Annotated in this window: 14 protein-coding genes; 4 read left to right on the top strand and 10 right to left on the bottom strand. The window is 70.0% G+C overall.

Annotation, left to right across the window (positions count from 1 at the left end; translation table 11 throughout):
* Positions 1–4: 4 nt before the first annotated feature.
* The 4 genes from FZC61_RS04550 to FZC61_RS04535 all read right to left on the bottom strand — a co-directional run bounded on the left by FZC61_RS04550 (position 5) and on the right by FZC61_RS04535 (position 5597).
* Positions 5–670, bottom strand: coding sequence for a hypothetical protein (locus FZC61_RS04550; protein ID WP_148612960.1), 666 nt, complete (start codon positions 668–670; stop codon positions 5–7).
* Between the two features lie 120 nt (positions 671–790).
* Positions 791–3613, bottom strand: a complete 2823-nt coding sequence (locus tag FZC61_RS04545) for an aconitate hydratase (RefSeq protein WP_148612959.1) — start codon at positions 3611–3613, stop codon at positions 791–793.
* A gap of 280 nt (positions 3614–3893) precedes the next feature.
* Positions 3894–4691, bottom strand: coding sequence for a VWA domain-containing protein (locus FZC61_RS04540; RefSeq protein ID WP_148612958.1), 798 nt, complete (start codon positions 4689–4691; stop codon positions 3894–3896).
* Between the two features lie 81 nt (positions 4692–4772).
* Complete coding sequence (locus FZC61_RS04535) at positions 4773–5597, bottom strand: SDR family oxidoreductase (protein ID WP_148612957.1); 825 nt, start codon at positions 5595–5597, stop codon at positions 4773–4775.
* Positions 5598–5750: 153 nt separating this feature from the next.
* On the opposite strand from FZC61_RS04535, the gene FZC61_RS04530 reads away from it, so the two are divergent.
* Complete coding sequence (locus FZC61_RS04530; protein ID WP_148612956.1) at positions 5751–7100, top strand: hypothetical protein; 1350 nt, start codon at positions 5751–5753, stop codon at positions 7098–7100.
* 356 nt (positions 7101–7456) lie between these two features.
* Here FZC61_RS04530 and FZC61_RS04525 read toward each other — a convergent pair whose 3' ends face one another.
* Positions 7457–7849 (bottom strand): heavy metal-responsive transcriptional regulator, encoded by a 393-nt coding sequence (locus FZC61_RS04525; RefSeq protein WP_148612955.1) that lies wholly within the window; start codon positions 7847–7849, stop codon positions 7457–7459.
* A 55-nt stretch (positions 7850–7904) separates the two neighbouring features.
* Between FZC61_RS04525 and FZC61_RS04520 the strand changes: the two genes are divergently transcribed.
* A complete protein-coding gene (locus tag FZC61_RS04520; RefSeq protein ID WP_148612954.1) occupies positions 7905–8204 on the top strand; it encodes a thioredoxin family protein in 300 nt (99 codons plus the stop codon).
* Between the two features lie 300 nt (positions 8205–8504).
* A complete protein-coding gene (locus tag FZC61_RS04515) occupies positions 8505–9857 on the top strand; it encodes a dihydrolipoyl dehydrogenase family protein (RefSeq protein ID WP_148612953.1) in 1353 nt (450 codons plus the stop codon).
* Between the two features lie 141 nt (positions 9858–9998).
* Here the strand turns inward: FZC61_RS04515 and FZC61_RS04510 are convergent, their stop codons facing one another.
* Genes FZC61_RS04510 through FZC61_RS04490 form a run of 5 tightly spaced genes read right to left on the bottom strand, consistent with a single transcriptional unit; the run spans position 9999 to position 15412 of the window.
* On the bottom strand, positions 9999–11756 hold the full coding sequence (locus tag FZC61_RS04510; RefSeq protein ID WP_148612952.1) for a PhnE/PtxC family ABC transporter permease: 1758 nt from the start codon (positions 11754–11756) through the stop codon (positions 9999–10001).
* An 18-nt stretch (positions 11757–11774) separates the two neighbouring features.
* Complete coding sequence (locus FZC61_RS04505) at positions 11775–12518, bottom strand: phosphonate ABC transporter ATP-binding protein (RefSeq protein ID WP_148612951.1); 744 nt, start codon at positions 12516–12518, stop codon at positions 11775–11777.
* A complete protein-coding gene (locus tag FZC61_RS04500; RefSeq protein ID WP_148612950.1) occupies positions 12515–13474 on the bottom strand; it encodes a putative selenate ABC transporter substrate-binding protein in 960 nt (319 codons plus the stop codon). The genes FZC61_RS04505 and FZC61_RS04500 overlap by 4 nt, the downstream gene beginning before the upstream one ends.
* Positions 13471–14421: an Rv1678 family membrane protein gene (locus FZC61_RS04495; protein ID WP_148612949.1), complete on the bottom strand. Its 951-nt coding sequence runs from the start codon at positions 14419–14421 to the stop codon at positions 13471–13473. Before FZC61_RS04495 ends, FZC61_RS04500 begins: the two co-directional genes overlap by 4 nt.
* A complete protein-coding gene (locus tag FZC61_RS04490) occupies positions 14414–15412 on the bottom strand; it encodes a radical SAM protein (RefSeq protein WP_170285979.1) in 999 nt (332 codons plus the stop codon). The genes FZC61_RS04495 and FZC61_RS04490 overlap by 8 nt, the downstream gene beginning before the upstream one ends.
* A 221-nt stretch (positions 15413–15633) precedes the next feature.
* Between FZC61_RS04490 and FZC61_RS04485 the strand changes: the two genes are divergently transcribed.
* On the top strand, positions 15634–16287 hold the full coding sequence (locus tag FZC61_RS04485) for a class I SAM-dependent methyltransferase (RefSeq protein ID WP_148612947.1): 654 nt from the start codon (positions 15634–15636) through the stop codon (positions 16285–16287).
* The last annotated feature ends 64 nt before the right edge of the window (positions 16288–16351 follow it).

The following is a 16351-nucleotide window of genomic DNA, read 5'->3' as shown; positions in this document are numbered from 1 at the left end:
CCCTTCAGCCGGCGGTGAACACCGTGTAGTCGTCGGGCCCGAGGAAGAAGCCGCTCGTGTGCTGCGGGTCCAGGCAGGTCACCCCGATGGCCTCGACGAGGCACTGGATCCCCGACGCCGAGGAGGCCCCGACCGAGTCGACCGCGAGCCGGGGCGCACCCGGCTCGCGAATCGTGTCGCTGTTGCACTCCGGGGTCGGGTCGCCGGAACCGTCGAGGGCGAAGGTGACCCGACCGACGTTCTGGCTGGGGCCGTCGCCGCAGTAGTCGGGGTCGGGGATGCCGCCCCGGGGCAGCTCGCAGCCGATCGCGAAGTCGGAGTCGAGCAGGCAGTAGATGCCCGTCGAGCTCTCGAAGCGCACCAGCTCCTGCGGCTCCTGACCCTGGGCGTCGAAGCGCGCCTGCGCGGCGTCGTACGTCGTGGGTGGGGCGTCGGGGTCGACCGGCGGCGCCGGGATCGGGGTGGCCGTGGCGGTCGGCGTCGGCGTGGGGGTCGGGGTGGGGGTCGGCGTGGCGGTCGGGGTGGGGGTCGGCGTGGGGGTCGTGGTCGTCGGCTCGGAGGTCGGGGTCTCGGTGGACGTGGGCGAGGCGGTCGGCTCGGTGTCGTCGCTGCAGGCCGACACCCCGAGCGCCAGCGCGGCGAGGAGGGCGAGGTGGGGAAGTCTCTTCACCCCGTCATCGTCGCGGTCGCGACCGTGCCGGTGCGGCAACCGGGCCGCCCCGGCGCGCCGCACGACGACGCCGGGCCGGTCACCGTGAGGTGACCGGCCCGGCGTGCGGGATCGTGCGGGTCAGCCCTTGAGCAGGTTGCGCAGGACGTACTGCATGATGCCGCCGTTGCGGTAGTAGTTGGCCTCGCCGGGGGTGTCGATGCGGACGACCGCGTCGAACTCGACGTCCTGCCCGTTACCGGTGGCCGTGACCTTGACGGTCTTGGGCGTGCGGCCCTCGTTGAGCTCGGTGATGCCCGAGATCGAGAAGGTCTCCTCGCCGGTCAGGCCGAGGGACTCGGCGTTGTGACCCTCGGGGAACTGCAGCGGGATGACGCCCATGCCGATCAGGTTGGAGCGGTGGATGCGCTCGTAGGACTCGGCGATGACGGCCTTGACGCCGAGCAGCGCGGTGCCCTTGGCGGCCCAGTCACGCGAGGAGCCGGAGCCGTACTCCTTGCCGCACAGGACGACGAGCGGGGTGCCCGCGGCGGCGTAGGCCTCGGACGCCTCGTAGATCGTGGTGACCGGGGCGTCGGCCTGGGTGAAGTCGCGGGTGAAGCCGCCCTCGGTGCCGGGCGCGATCTGGTTGCGCAGGCGGATGTTGGCGAAGGTGCCGCGGATCATGACCTCGTGGTTGCCACGGCGCGAGCCGTAGGAGTTGAAGTCGCGCTGCGCGACGCCGTGCTCGGCGAGGTAGGTGCCGGCGGGGCTGTCCTTCTTGATCGCACCGGCCGGGCTGATGTGGTCGGTGGTGACCGAGTCGCCCAGCTTGAGCAGCACCCGCGCGCCCTCGATGTCGGTGACGGGCGTCGGCTCGGCCGGCATGCCGTCGAAGTACGGGGGCTTGCGGACGTAGGTCGACTCGGCGTCCCAGGCGAAGGTCTTGCCCTCGGGGGTGGGCAGCGACTGCCACGCCTCGTCACCGGCGAAGACGTCCTGGTAGGAGTCGTCGAACATCTTCGAGCTGATCGCCATCGCGATCGTCTCCTCGACCTCGGCCGGGGTCGGCCAGACGTCCTTGAGGAAGACGTCGTTGCCCTCGGTGTCCTGGCCCAGCGGGTCGTTGAAGAGGTCGAGGTCCATCGAGCCGGCCAGGGCGTAGGCGACCACCAGCGGCGGGGACGCCAAGTAGTTCATCTTGATGTCGGGGTTGATCCGGCCCTCGAAGTTGCGGTTGCCCGACAGCACCGACACGACCGCGAGGTCGGCCTCGTTGACCGCAGCCGAGACCTCGGGGATGAGCGGGCCGGAGTTGCCGATGCAGGTCGTGCAGCCGTAGCCGACGAGGTTGAAGCCGAGCTTGTCGAGGTAGGGCGTGAGCCCCGACTTGTCGTAGTAGTCGCTGACGACCTTGGAGCCGGGCGCGAGGGTGGTCTTGACCCACGGCTTGCGGGTCAGGCCCTTCTCGACGGCCTTCTTGGCCAGCAGGGCCGCGCCGATCATCACCGACGGGTTGGAGGTGTTGGTGCACGACGTGATCGCTGCGATCGTGACCGCACCGTGGTCGAGGGTGAACCTCGTGCCGTCCTCGAGGGTGACCTCGATCGGGTTGCTCGGGCGCCCGCCGTCCTGGGGTGCGGCCGACAGGTGGTCGGTCGGCGGGGCGGAGGTGCCGTGGCCGTTGCTGGTGACGGGGTCGGAGGCCGGGAAGGTCTCGGCGACCGACTCGTCGTAGCCGTCCTCCTCACCGGACTCGTCGACGTAGTCGGCCAGCGCGCCGCGGAAGGCCTGCTTGGCGTCGGACAGCGAGACGCGGTCCTGCGGGCGCTTGGGGCCGGCCAGGGACGGCACGACCGTGGAGACGTCGAGCTCGAGCTTCTCGGAGTAGCGCGGCTCGGCCTCGGGGTCGTGCCACAGGCCCTGCTCCTTGGCGTAGGCCTCGACGAGCGCGAGCTGCTCGGCGGAGCGGCCGGTGAGCCGGAGGTAGTCGATGGTCTGCTCGTCGATCGGGAAGACCGCGATGGTCGAGCCGAACTCGGGGCTCATGTTGCCGATGGTGGCGCGGTTGGCCAGCGGCAGCGCGGAGACGCCCGGGCCGTAGAACTCCACGAACTTGCCGACGACGCCGTGCTTGCGCAGCATCTCGGTGATCGTGAGCACCAGGTCGGTCGCGGTCGCGCCCTCGGGCAGGTCGCCGTTGAGCTTGAAGCCGACCACGCGCGGGATGAGCATCGAGACCGGCTGGCCGAGCATCGCGGCCTCGGCCTCGATGCCGCCGACGCCCCAGCCGACCACGCCGATGCCGTTGACCATCGTGGTGTGGGAGTCGGTGCCGACGCAGGTGTCGGGGTAGGCCTGCAGCTCGCCGTCGACCTCGCGGGTGAAGATCGTGCGCGCGAGGTGCTCGATGTTGACCTGGTGGACGATGCCGGTGCCGGGGGGGACGACCTTGAAGTCGTCGAAGGCACCCTGGCCCCAGCGCAGGAACTGGTAGCGCTCGCGGTTGCGCTCGTACTCGATCTCGACGTTGCGCTCGAACGCCTCGGGGGTGCCGAACACGTCGGCGATGACGGAGTGGTCGATGACCATCTCGGCCGGCGCGAGCGGGTTGATCTTGGACGGGTCGCCACCCAGGTCGGCCATCGCCTCGCGCATCGTGGCGAGGTCGACGACGCAGGGCACGCCGGTGAAGTCCTGCATGATCACGCGCGCCGGCGTGAACTGGATCTCCTTGCTCGGGTCGGCGTCGGCGTCCCACCCGGCGATCGCCTTGATGTCGTCGGCGGTGATGTCGGCGCCGTCCTCGGTGCGCAGGAGGTTCTCCAGCAGGACCTTGAGGCTGAACGGCAGGCTGTCGACGTCGAGACCCTCGCCCTTCACCGCGTCCAGGCGGAAGATCTCGTAGGACGTGCCATCGACGTCCAAGGTGCTCTTGGCGCCGAAGCTGTTGTTGCTGGGCATCAGCCGTCTCCTCGTGGGTGCTCGTGTGGCCGCCGCCCATCTTGCCGCCGTACTGCGCGGCTCGGGAAGTAAGGCGGGCCTAAGTGCTGGTGGAATTGTCTCTTGACATCAAGATACACGAGGTCGAGAGGTTCGGGTGGGGTTTCCCCGGCTGGCCGGGGAAGTCTGAACTTGTGGGGCAATGCATTGCCCCACAAGTTCGGGTTTCCCCGGCCGACCGGGGAAATCCGGCTCCGGCCCGGCCTCCCCCGGTCCGGCCGCTGGTCGGACCGAGCCCGGGTCAGACGACCATGCCGAGGCGGCGCGCCTCGGCGACGTACTCGCCGTACTCGTCGAGCAGGGCCTCGATGAGCGCCTCGTCGGACAGGGCGTCGATCGAGCCGATCGGCTTGTAGTCGGCGTTGTCGATCACGCGCTCCTCGAGGTCGTCGAGCTTCTGCAGGAAGTCGAACGACTCGGCGCCGATGGACAGGAACTTCCAGAAGATCGGCGCGGTCGAGACCTCGATCAGCGCCTGGACGGCCTGCGGCTTGGAGTTGGGGGCGCCGTCGGTGAGGAAGATGGCGAAGACCGGCTCGTTGGCCGGACGCAGGCCGTCGGGCAGCGCGACGTCGACGGCGCCCTCGACCTTCTTCTTGCGGCCGAACAGGCCCTTCTTCTCGCCGCCCGTCTGCTGGACGAGCTTGGGCGGCGCGAAGCCGAAGTGGTCGCGCACGGCGCGGAAGGCGCCGGCGTAGTCGGTGGTGCCCATCCGGCGTCCCTGGGTGAGGCGGGTGACGGCACCGGCGTAGTTGTCGAGCGGCACCTCACCGAGGTAGGCGGCGCTGGAGTCGAAGACGAAGAAGTCGATCGCGCCGTCGTCGTCGAGCTGGGTGGCGAGCGCGAGGATGCGCTCGGTGAGGTTCTGCACGCGCCCGGAGCTGTACTCGCGCGACATCGAGCCGCTGAAGTCCATGACGACCGCGACCTTCGCGCGGCTGCCGAACAGGTTGCGCTTCTCGAGGCTGACCTTGGCGGTCTTGGCCAGGGAGACCAGGCCGGGGGCGGTGGACTCGACCTTGTCGAGGGAGATGGGCATCGGTGACCTTCCGTCGGGGTGGGGACGCGCCCATCCTGTCCGGGACCACCTGAGGGAAACCTCGACCCGACGTGGTGGTGGCTAGCCCTGGGCGAGCACCGCGTTGTCCTGCCACTTCTCCCAGGTCTCCAGGCGCGAGGCGTAGTCGGCCTTGGCGATGCCGAGCGGGGCCTCGCCGAGGAAGGCGCGCAGCGGCGGCTCGTCGGCGTCGACGAGGTTGAGCACCGCGGCCGCGGAGGCGGTCGGGTCGCCCGGGGTGCCGATGCGCTGCTTGCGCTGCTCGACGACCTGCTCGTGCAACGCGGCGTACGCCGGGTGCTCGACCGACCGGCTCGCCGACGAGCCGCCCCAGTCGGTGGCGAAGCCGCCCGGCTCGATGAGCGTCACCTTGACACCGAAGCCGGCGACCTCCTGGGCCAGCGCCTGCGAGAAGCCCTCGAGCGCCCACTTCGACGCGTGGTAGGCGCCGACCAGCGGGAACGCCGAGATGCCGCCGATCGACGACACCTGCAGGATGTGGCCCGAGCCCTGCTCGCGCAGGAACGGCAGCGCCGCCTGCGTCACCCACATCGCCCCGAAGACGTTGGTCTCCATCTGGGCGCGGAACTCGGCCTCGGTGACCTCCTCGACGAAGCCGAAGTGGCCGTAGCCCGCGTTGTTGACGACGACGTCGAGACGCCCGAAGTGCTCGTGCGCGCGGGCGACGGCCGCGAAGTCGGCCTCGCGGTCGGTGACGTCGAGCTGCAGGGGCAGCAGCGCCTCGCCGTACGTCGCCACGAGGTCGTCGAGGGTCGAGGTGTCGCGGGCGGTGGCCGCGACGCGGTCGCCGCGCTCGAGGGCCGCGACGGTCCACTCACGGCCGAAGCCGCGGGAGGCACCGGTGATGAACCAGGTCTTCTCAGTCATGGTCTCGACGCTAGGGACTGGAGCGCGCTCCAGGTCAAGCGGGGACGATTCGGTAGAGTCCGAGCCCCCTTCCACCGCCAGCGCTGGCACGTCCCCGTGGAGATCGCCTTGCCCCTCGTGCGCCCTCACACCACAGCGGCCCTGCGGGACCGCGTGGCCGTCCTGGTCGGTGTCGTCGCGCTGACGGCCTGTTCGGCCGATCCCTCGCCCGGCGAGGTCGGTGCGGGTCCGCCGTTCGCTCAGGGCGTCGCCGTCGCCCAGGCCTCCCCCGGGCTCGACGCGTCGGTGCGGTCCGCCGGGTTCGACGCAGCCACGGCGTACGTCGCGGCGACGACCTTGTCGAGCCTGGAGGTCGCCGACGCCCACACCTTCGTCGTGACCCACGCCTTCCCCAACGGGGCGACCGCGGACCTGACCTACCGACTGAGCGCCGGTAGCGGCAAGGTGCAGCCCGACGACGGGGTGACGCTGACCGCGCAGCAGGACGGCGACCGCTACCTGCTGTCGATGGCCTACGCGATCGACGCGGCCACGCTCCCGGAGGACATCCGCGCCCGGGTCACCGACACCGACGGCGCGACCGCCGCCCCGCTCGAGGGCGAGGGCGACAGCGAGGTGGTCGTGCAGCCCGTGGCCTACGCGGCGGGCGGGTCGCCGTCCACCGTCGACGTGGTGGTCTCGGGCGTCGTGTCGCAGGCTCAGGAGAGCTACATCGACACGTGGGCCGACCGGGCCGACAGCAAGGTCGCCACCGGCTCGTGGGAGGCCTGGAAGGCCGGCAACAAGGTCTGGGACGCCGTCAACGCCAACGACATGATCGCCCAGGCCCTGGCCAAGCTCGACGCGCTCTCCACGTGCGCCGAGAACCCGACCAACCCTCTGACCAGGAGCCAGTACGCCAACGACCCGTCGGCCAAGAAGAAGGTCACCGACCAGTTGACCGACCTCAAGCAGGAGATCAAGGAGAACGCCGCCGCGCTGTTCCTGCAGCTGCTGGTCGACACCGGGTCCTCGCTGGCCGGGTCGGCGAAGTGGCTCGGGTTCATCGTGTCGCCCGCCACGGCCTACGTGAAGGAGACCCTGAGCAGCTCGATCACCGAGCGGGTCCGCGAGGCTGAGGCGCTGGTGCCGAAGTGCAACAAGCAGAGCTATGCCATCAGCGGGTCGATCCCCTCGGTGCCCAGCGGCATCAGCGTCAGGGGCACCGCCTGCTCGCTCGAGAAGCGCTTCAACGTGCAGACCACCGGTGACCTGGTCGGGTCGTTCTCGTTCCGCCCGAACCGCGAGACCGGCGGCACCTACGCCTTCAAGGGCACGGTCGGCAACGCTCCGATCTCCGCGACCGGGTCGGGGGCCTACACCATCACGCTCTCCGGCGATGCGTCGACCGCGACCCTGGACTTCACGTTCAACAGCACCATCCAGATCCCCAACATCGGTCCACGAAGCGGATCAGCCGAGGCGCAGCTCGACCTCGTTGCCATCGCTCCCTGCTCGGACTGAGCACGCGCGGCCCACCCGGCGGCTCGATCGCTGCCTCCCCGCCGCCCTCGTCTCCTCGCGAGCAGCGCGACGCACTCGACGTGGTGCGTCGTCGGGAAGGGCCCGTGGGGCCTGAGCGTGGACGCGATTCTCGTGCCCGCTCCCAGTCGACGGGCGAGACTGCCCTCTCACCTGCGCCGACGCTCTCACAACGTACTGGGGGCGTCAGTACGCGATTGCGGACGTGAGCGAACCTGGACCGAGCCCATTGCACTTCGAGCAACCGCGCGATGAGGTTGGCGGTCCGCAAAGGCTTGGCTCGCCGCACACGGCGTGAGGGCATCCACGCGGCCTCAGTCGTCTCCGGGGCGTGCATCCTAAGCGATGATGTGACAGATCTGGGTGTCGGTGCAGTCGGCGGGATCGAGTCGGGCACTGCGGCTGATGAGGCCTTCGAGCTCCGCCTGGAGCACGGCGAGCTCACGTTGCCGCTCCTGGATGTCGTCCAGCTTGGTCACGAGCAGCGACTCGACATGCGCGCACGGCACGGCTCCGTCGCGGCGAAGGTCGAGGATGCTGGCGACCTCGACCAGGGTGAGCCCCGCAGCCTGTCCGCTGCGGATGAATGCGAGCCGGGTGAGGATCGAGTCGTCGTACTCACGGTATCCGTTGGGGCCCCGCAACGGCTGCGGAAGCAGACCCCGGCGCTCGTAGAAGCGGATGGTCTGGGTCGGCACGTCAGCCGCGGCGGCTACCTCTCCGATGCGCATGACTGCACTCTACGCCTTGACCTTGCACCATGGATCAAGGTTTAGCGTCGTCGGCATGGACATCACGCTGCTGTACTTCGAGGACTGCCCGAACTGGAAAGTCGCCGACCAGCGGCTTGCTGCGCTTGCCGCTGAGCGCACGGACATGCGGGTGACCCGCCACCTGGTCGAGACTCCGGAGGAGGCCGAGCGGACCCGGTTCCACGGCTCACCCAGCGTCCTGGTCGAGGGGGTGGACGTCTTCGCCGAGCCCGGCTCCGAGGTCGGGCTCTCCTGTCGCAGGTACCTGACACCGGACGGGTACGAGGGTGCGCCCACGCTCAACCAGCTTCGGGCGGTGCTGGCCGATGCGTGACCGGATCGCGATCGTAGGTCCGATAGCAGCAGCCGCCGGCGCCCTCGGACTCTGTTGTGGCCTGCCGGTCCTGCTCTCACTGGGAGTCGCCGGCGCAATCGCCGGATGGTCGCTGCAGAGCTGGGCCCTGATCGGGCTCGGGCTCGTGCTGGCCGTCCTCGGGTGGGCACGGATCTCGCGAGGCCGGTGTCAGGACAAGTCCTGCCACCGTTCAGAAGCGACTGAGCCCGGGGCGGCAGCGACCGCCCAGACCACAGACAGCACCACTGAGGCCTCCGCCACGAAGAGGGAGAGCCCCCTGTGAGCCAGCACTTCGACCTGATCGTGATCGGCGCCGGCATGGCCGGTGTCGCGGCCGCGCACAAGTGCGCCGCCCAGGGCTGGCGGGTGGCCATCGTCGATGCGCTCCCCTACGGCGGAACCTGTGCGTTGCGGGGGTGTGACGCGAAGAAGATCCTGCGTCGCGCCGCCGAGGTCATCGACAGTGCGCGACTGATGCGCGGCAAGGGCATCGACGATGCGGACCTCTCGATCAACTGGGCGGATCTGATGAAGCACAAGCACGGCTTCACCGACCCGGTCCCCCAGAACATGGAAGACGGGCTGACCGGTGATGGCGTGACCACGCTGCACGGCCACGCGAGGTTCACCGGTCTACGCCAGCTGGAGATCAATGGGCTCCCCTATGACGCAGACCGTTTCCTGGTCGCCACCGGTGCGCGACCCCGGCCCCTGGAGTTCCCGGGACACGAGCACCTGATCGACAGCACCGACTTCCTGGACCTCGAAGAACTCCGTGCCCGGATCCTGTTCGTCGGAGGCGGGCTCATCTCCTTCGAGTTCGCTCACGTCGCCGCCCGGGCCGGCAGCTCGCCGGTCATCGTCGACCGCGGCGAGCGCCCGCTGAAGGGCTTCGACCCCGACCTCGTCGAGCTCCTCGTCGATCGCAGCCAACAGGCCGGCGTCGAGCTGCGACGCACCACCAACATCGTCGACGTGCAGCCCTCCGACGGCGGCTACCGGGTCACCCTGGAGAACGCCGGGTCCCAGGACACGATCGAGACTGACCTCGTGGTCCACGGCGCGGGACGCGTCGCGGCCCTGGCCGACCTGGCCCTCGACGCCGCCGGCGTCGAATGCGGCGAGCGCGGCATCCAGGTCGCCGGCTTCCTCCAGAGCACGACGAACCCGGCCGTCTGGGCCGCCGGAGACTCCGCCGACACCGAAGGCATGCCTCTCACTCCGGTCGCGGTCTCGGAGGCCAAGGTCGCCGCGTCGAACATGCTCAAGGGCACCGCCACGACCCCGGACTACGCAGGGATCCCCACCGCGGTCTTCACCATTCCCGAGCTCGCCCGCGTCGGCGTGCTTGAGTCCGAAGCACGCGCCGCCGGGATCGACCTCGCGGTCCGCTACTCCGACACCAGCGGCTGGTACTCCAGTTACCGGATCGGGGAGACGACCGCGGCCTCCAAGATCCTGATCGACCAGTCGAACGACCAGATCGTTGGCGCCCACCTCCTCGGCACCGAGTACGCCGAGATGATCAACACCCTCGGTCTGGCCATCAAGCTCGGCCTCACCACCCGCCAGCTCAAGTCCGCCACCGCGGCTTACCCCACCGCCGGGTCCGACCTCGGCTCCATGCTCTGACAGATCCCCCCCCCTCCCCCTCCCCGCTTCCAGATCGTTCGGTACGTGTCACCACCCACGGGCCCGATCACCGATCCCTGCACGGTCACGGCACAACCAAGCAGCGCAACGAGGCGCTCGTCGAGGACCCGACCCGCCTCGTCAGGCCCGGATCGCGCGCCGGAGTCGGCGGCTGATCACCTCGCTGGCGAGACTGACCGCGAACGATGCGATCAGCAGTGTCGTCACGACAGGGAAGCGGAAGAAGTTGAGGTTCTCCGCGAGCAGGCGGCCAAGGCCGGCAGCTCCGACGATGCCGACAACGGCCGTTTCACGGACGCAGATCTCGAAGCGGTAGAGCGTGTAGGTCACCAGCTGTTGCGCCGAGGCCGGCACCACAGCGGCGAGCGTCGCGATGGCGCCGGGCACGCCGCTGCGCCTGAGCGCCTCGCGAGGGGCGGGACTCACGCTCTCCCACGACTCCGCGACGAGCCGCCCGAGCACTCCGCCCGTGTAGACCCCGAGGGCCAGGGCCCCCGGCAGCACGCCCGGGAACAGGGCGAGCAGGGCGATCACTGCCCAGACCGTCGGGGGCACCGATCGCAGCACGAGCAGCACGATCCGTGCGACCGCCCAAGCGAGCCACCGTGCGGATCGCACCGGGAGCGGGGCGGGTGGGCCTCCGCCCCGTCGGGCTGTCACCGCCCATGGGGACACGACCACGGTGATGAGCACGGCGATGGCCATGGCCAGCACCGCCATGGCCAGCGTGTCCAGCACGGCAGAGATCACCTCGCCGGCACCGCCGCGGGGCAGCGCCGGCGGGATGAGGTCGTCGAGGAGCCGACCGGTCAGCATCCGGGTTCGGTTACTGGTCAATCCCGAGAGCGAGACCCCTGATGCGACCCACGCGATGATGAGCCCGGGAACGACGGCGATCGTCGTCCATCGCGCCCATGTCGAGCGCGAGCGGCGTCTTCCCGCAGCGCCGACGCCGCCGGTGCTGTCGCCGGCCGACCACTCCGAGCAGCTCGCGACGGCCATGTCAGTGCGCAGTCGTCCGCTCCAGGCGTCGACGAGTGCCGAGAGGACGATGACTGCCGCGATGAGGGTCCAGACCTCGTCCCAGTTGCGCGAGCTGAGGCTGACCACCAGCTCCTGACCGAGTCCACCGACGCCGACCGCACCGAGCAGCACGGTGGAGCGCACCGCGCACTCGAAGCGGTAGAAGGAGTACGAGAGCATCAAGGGCCCGGCCGGGGGTAGCAGCGCGAACACGACCGCCGGCAGCGCCGGGGCGCCCGCCCCTCGCAAGGCCCGCAGGGCGCGGGTCGGCAGGGCATCGAAGGTGTCCCCGAAGACCTGCGCCGTCTGGGCACCGAACGGCAGCGCGATCGCGAGCACCGCCACCAGGGGGTCGAGGCCGAGCACGCTGACGAGCAGCAGCGCCCAGACCAGCTCGTGGATCGAGCGGACCGCGACCAGGAGTCCACGCAGGCCGGCACGCAGCAGGCGTAGGGGCCACGGGGGACGTCGCGACCAGGCCACGTCGCTGAGCACCAACCCGCCCAGCAAGCCGATCACCAGTGCCCCGGCCGTGCCCAGTACCGCGAAGGCGAGGGTGGTGCCCGCGGCCTGCAGAACGACGTGCAGGAACTCGCCGTCCGAGCGGGGGCTCAGGGCCTTGCCCAGAAGGTCGCCGATGAGCGGGGCCCCACCGCTGTTGACGACCGTGCCATCGGGCAGCGCACGCCGCATCGACCACGCGAGGGGCAGGAGCACGGCCAACGCCCCCACACCCCGGCGCAGGGCCACCTGCCGTCCGGACACGCGGCGCGCTGGTGGGGAGTGGTCGCCCACCGGGCGCGGCCCCGAGGACGGGTCCGACGCGGGGCGGTCGACGTCGAGCAGGTCAGTCAAGGCAGCCCATCACCGTGTTCAGGCCCGTGCGTAGAGCTCGTCGAGCAGCGTGGGCGCGAGATCACCGATCGCGGCATCGAAGACGAGTCGTCCCTCGCGCAGTCCGATCGCACGGGTGCAGTGCTCTCGTGCGAGCTGAGGTTGATGGAGGGCCACCAGCATGGTGCCCGACACCTCGGTCACGCGACCCAGGAGATTCAGGACCTCGGCGGCGGTGGTCGGGTCGAGGCTCGCGACCGGCTCGTCGGCGAGCACCAGCTCGGGTCTTTGGATCAGCAGGCGCGCGATCGCGACCCGCTGGCGCTCGCCTCCGGAAAGGCGCTCGGTGCGCTCGTGCACCGCCCAGCCGAGCCCCACTGCTTCGAGCGCGCTGGTCGCCCGCTCATCCGGACGGGGCCACACGAGCGACGCCAGCGACCTCGACGCACCCCACTCGGCGAGGCGACCGGCGTTCACGTTGTGCAGCACCCGCACCTGCTCGATGAGGTCGAGCCCCTGCGAGATGGTTCCCACGCGCCGTTGCAGCTCGCGGCGAGGGCCCGAGGAAAGTCCCGCTACGGGCGCGCCGAAGAGTTCGATGCTGCCCTGGGACGGCTCCAGCGAGCCGTTGAGCAGCGACAGCAGCGTGCTCTTGCCAGACCCGCTCGCACCCAGGACCGCAACGCGCTCGCCCGCCCCTATCGTCAGGTCGACACCGGTCAGCGCCGCGATGCCGCCGAAGCTGCGCCCGACCCCGGCGAGACGTACGACGACTTCGTTCACGCGAGCAGGCCCAGCTCCTCGGCGACCTCACGGATCTGGTCGTAGTTTCCGTTCTCCGTGGGGACGAACGAGGCGGCGCCGAACAGGTTGAGGAGCGTGGCGTCCTCGGGCACCGACGGGTCGAGGCCGAACAGCAGTTCCTTGACCGAGTCGAGCGTGCCCGCACCGTAGACCTCGTCGACATCGGGTCGCGCCAGCCAGTGGTAGTCGTAGTAGGCAGGGGTGCGGAAAAGCACGACGACGCCGGAGAGGTCGACCTCTCCGGCCTCGACGGTGGCTTTCCACACCTGCTCGTTGACGGCTCCCACCTCGAAGCTGCCGGAGGCGACCGCTTCGATGGTCGCGTCGTGGGACCCGGAGTAGCCCGGCTCGCCCTCGAGGTCGTCAAGCGAGAGCCCCGCTCGGTCCATGAAGTATTGCGGCATCAGGCGCCCGGACGTCGACGTCTCGGAGCCGAAGGTGAACGAGTGGCCGGCGAGCCCGCTCAGCCCGTCGACGTCGTCGAACGCTGTCAGACCGGACTGCTTGGTGGCAATGAAGAGGCTGGTGAACTCGGCGTCGATGTCGCGCTGGGCGAACGCGGTGGCGCCCTCGACGCGCTGCGCGGCCTGGACGCCGGTGAGGCCGCCCATCCACGCGATGGCGATGTCGCCGACCTCGAAGCCGCGCACGACTGCGGGGTACTCCGTCACCGGGGTGTAGCTGACGTCGAGCCCGGTGACCTCGGCGAAGCGGGCGGCCACGTCGTCGTACAGCCGGTTGAGCACCTCCGGGTCCTGGTCGGGGATCGCCGAGATCGGCAGCGGTCGTCCAGTCGATGCAGTCCCGCCCGCGGCTCCGCCCGCCGACTGCTCGTCGTTGCCGCAGGCAGCGAGGAGCACCAGGCCCGAGGCACCGATGAACAGGCCACGGCGACTGGTCGCGAAGATCGTGGACGGTGGACGGGTGAAGCTCATGGCTGGGTGCTCTCTGTTCGGGCGGGCGAGGGGGTCTGGGCGATAGAACCGGGCGATGGTGCCCGCCCCACGAGGAAGGCGATCAGGGCGAGGGAGAAGAAGACCGCGGCCGACGTGGGGTTGCCGCCGATGACCGGGTCACTGAAGCCCAGCTGGGCATGGAGCGAGAGGCCGGCGAGGAGCCCGAGGGCAGCCGCAGCCTGGAGGGCCCAGGGCAGCGTGAGACGTGCACCGACCAGCAGCAGCACCCCGACGGTGACGAGCACCAGGGAGCCGACGAGGTTGTAGGAACCCAGCGACAGCGACGGGTCGCTGTTGCCGAGGTCCGGGCCGCGGGCCGCGAACGGCTCGCTCAAGGACCGCACCAAGGAGACCAAGCCGGCGACGAGCGCCACCCCGGCCCAGACGTGGCCCAGGGTGCGGGCCGACGTGTCACCCGTACGCACGCCGTCGGTGCCCAGGACGCGACCGGCCACGGCGAAGATCAGCACCAGGTGGGCACCGACCATGAGGAAGTAGGACCAGGGCCACTCGTGGGGCGCGTAGGCGACCGACAGCCCGATCGCCAGCGACTGCGCGAGACCGATGAGAGCGGCGAGGCGGACGAGCGTCCCGGTCAACAGCATCACCGCAAGGGCCGTCTCGGCGATCAGCACGACCCAGCCGAAGACCGGGAACACCGGGAGGATCAGGTGGTCGGTCACCCAGGCGTACGGCGCCAGCACGGGATAGTCGACCGCGTAGGTGGTGAACTTGTAGAGCCCGCTGCCGGCGTCCTTGCCGAAGTCCGGTGCCCGCTTCCAGGACACGTTGTAGAGCCACATCAGACCCAGGAGGACCCGCAGCACGGTGAAAGCGATCGACTGAGCACGGGGATTGTCGGCCGGGTTGGGGTCGAGCGCCCACCCCAGTCGGGCCCTGGCGTTGGTCAGCGGTGACTCACGCACAGCGGAACACCTCCCGACCGGCGGCGGACGCAGCATCATGCACCTGCAACGTGTCACGAACGACCCCGAAGATCTCGTCGAGGTCCAGGGGTGCGTCGGCGATCCTCATGTTCGGGTTCGTGATCGCGACCGGGTGCCACCACGCGCCGTCGGCGGTGATGACGGGTTCGGGCTCGAGCGAGTCGATGGACACGTGGATGCCGCCCTCGGCAAAGCCCTCGGCTGCGACCGGGCGGATGACCCTGTCCTCCTGGGCAATGCCTTCCTGGTCGAGACGCTCGTGCAACTCCCTCACCCCTTCCGGGTCCTCGTCGAACCGCGTGGCTGCGATCTTGACCCGGAAACCCAGTGAGTGGGCCAGACCAATCCCGTCGAGCGCGCGGGCCCACGACCCGGCTCCGCGCATCTCGTCGTGGATCTCGGGGCTCGCGGAGTCGAGGCTGACCTGCATCACCACGTCCCGGTCGATCGACTCGAGCAGCTCGCGACGGCGGCCACGGCCGAAGATCATCGCGTTGGTGAGGATGGTGCGTTCGAGGCCGGCGGCGGCATCGACGAGCTCACCGAGCTGCGGGTGCATGAACGGCTCGCCACCGGTGAACAGCAGCTCCCTGCCCCCCTGCTCGCGGAACCGCGCGAAGAGCGGCCCGACGACGTCGGGATCCAGGCGCCGCGGCGAGGCCTTCGGGGACGACTCCGCGCAGCAGTAGAGGCAGGCAAGGTTGCAGTCGAAGTTGGTGTAGGTCCACAGCCGGTGGCCCACCGGCGTCCGGCTCCCGGTGCTGAAGACGGTCCCCGCGTCCGGTCGAACCGCCCCGTCCGCGCTGGCGCCGTCCTTGCGCACGGTGAACCACCAGGGCCCCGTGCCGGTCTCGGCCAGCTCGTCGACGATCTCGTGGCCGACGAGCTCGGCCCAGACCGGCAGATCGGTCACGACGCTGGACTCGGCGCTTCGGATGGCGAGCAGGTCACCGCCGTCGAGTCGTCGCATCGCGCGAGTGATGAGGAGCAGCAGTCCGCTGCCGCAATCCATGTCGCCCCCGTCGATGAGTCGGGCTACGTCACCCAGCGGGGTACTGGTCGGGGCCGTACCGGTGGAGACCATGGGCGCAATCTACGCTACGAGCTCGCCCGCGACCCCAGATCGACAGGCAACGAACCAATGACAGTTCACGGACTCCCGGAGGAGACCACCGGAGGTAGCGTCGCCCCATGGAACCTGCACCCGCCACGCCGCTGCGACCGACGGACGCGACCGCCCGCTCCGACTACTGGGAGAAGGTCCACGACGGCAAGGACGAGGACGGCGTCTCGTGGTGGCAGTCCGTGCCGGAGCTGTCCCTGGGACTGGTCGACGAGACCGGCCTGGGGGTCGGCCGCCCGGTGATCGACGTGGGCGCCGGCTGGTCGACGTTGGTCGACCATCTCGTCCAGCGCGGCTACACCGACCTGACGGCGATCGACCTGTCGCAGACGGCACTCACCACGGTGCGCGAAAGAGTCGGTGAGGTCCCGGGACGCCTCGACCTCGACGTCGCCGACGTCCTCGACTTCCGTCCGCCGCGTCAGTTCGCGCTGTGGCACGACCGCGCCGTCTTCCACTTCCTGACCGAGGAGGACGAGCGCGACGACTACCGGCTTTCTCTGGAGCACTGTCTGGAGCCCGGAGGGTTCGTCGTGGTCGCGACCTTCGGTCCCGACGGTCCGCTGACCTGCAGCGGCCTGCCGATCGTGCGCTACACCCACGCAGAGCTCGCTGCGGAGTTTCCCGGTTACGAGTTGCTGTCGACCAGCGGCGAGGACCACGTCACGCCCTGGGGCACGCGCCAGCAGTTCACCGCGATCCTGCTCAAGCGCGAAGCCTGAGTGTCCTCAACCAAACCGCGAGCTGTCGCCTGTCCCGATCGCATCCCGCAGGTCACGCGTCGCG

Origin of the sequence: Nocardioides rubriscoriae, assembly GCF_008087085.1 — a bacterium.
Classification (GTDB): Bacteria; Actinomycetota; Actinomycetes; order Propionibacteriales; family Nocardioidaceae; genus Nocardioides; species Nocardioides rubriscoriae.
The sequence above is the reverse complement of the archived record's forward strand: the minus strand, read 5'-3'. Positions and strand labels throughout refer to the sequence as shown.

Coding starts and splice junctions, on each gene's coding strand:
- FZC61_RS04545 (WP_148612959.1), bottom strand. CDS start 3,613: ATGCCCAGCAACAACAGCTTCGGCGCCAAGAGCACCTTGGACGTCGAT.
- FZC61_RS04540 (WP_148612958.1), bottom strand. CDS start 4,691: ATGCCCATCTCCCTCGACAAGGTCGAGTCCACCGCCCCCGGCCTGGTC.
- FZC61_RS04535 (WP_148612957.1), bottom strand. CDS start 5,597: ATGACTGAGAAGACCTGGTTCATCACCGGTGCCTCCCGCGGCTTCGGC.
- FZC61_RS04525 (WP_148612955.1), bottom strand. CDS start 7,849: ATGCGCATCGGAGAGGTAGCCGCCGCGGCTGACGTGCCGACCCAGACC.
- FZC61_RS04520 (WP_148612954.1), top strand. CDS start 7,905: ATGGACATCACGCTGCTGTACTTCGAGGACTGCCCGAACTGGAAAGTC.
- FZC61_RS04500 (WP_148612950.1), bottom strand. CDS start 13,474: ATGAGCTTCACCCGTCCACCGTCCACGATCTTCGCGACCAGTCGCCGT.
- FZC61_RS04490 (WP_170285979.1), bottom strand. CDS start 15,412: ATGCGACGACTCGACGGCGGTGACCTGCTCGCCATCCGAAGCGCCGAG.
- FZC61_RS04485 (WP_148612947.1), top strand. CDS start 15,634: ATGGAACCTGCACCCGCCACGCCGCTGCGACCGACGGACGCGACCGCC.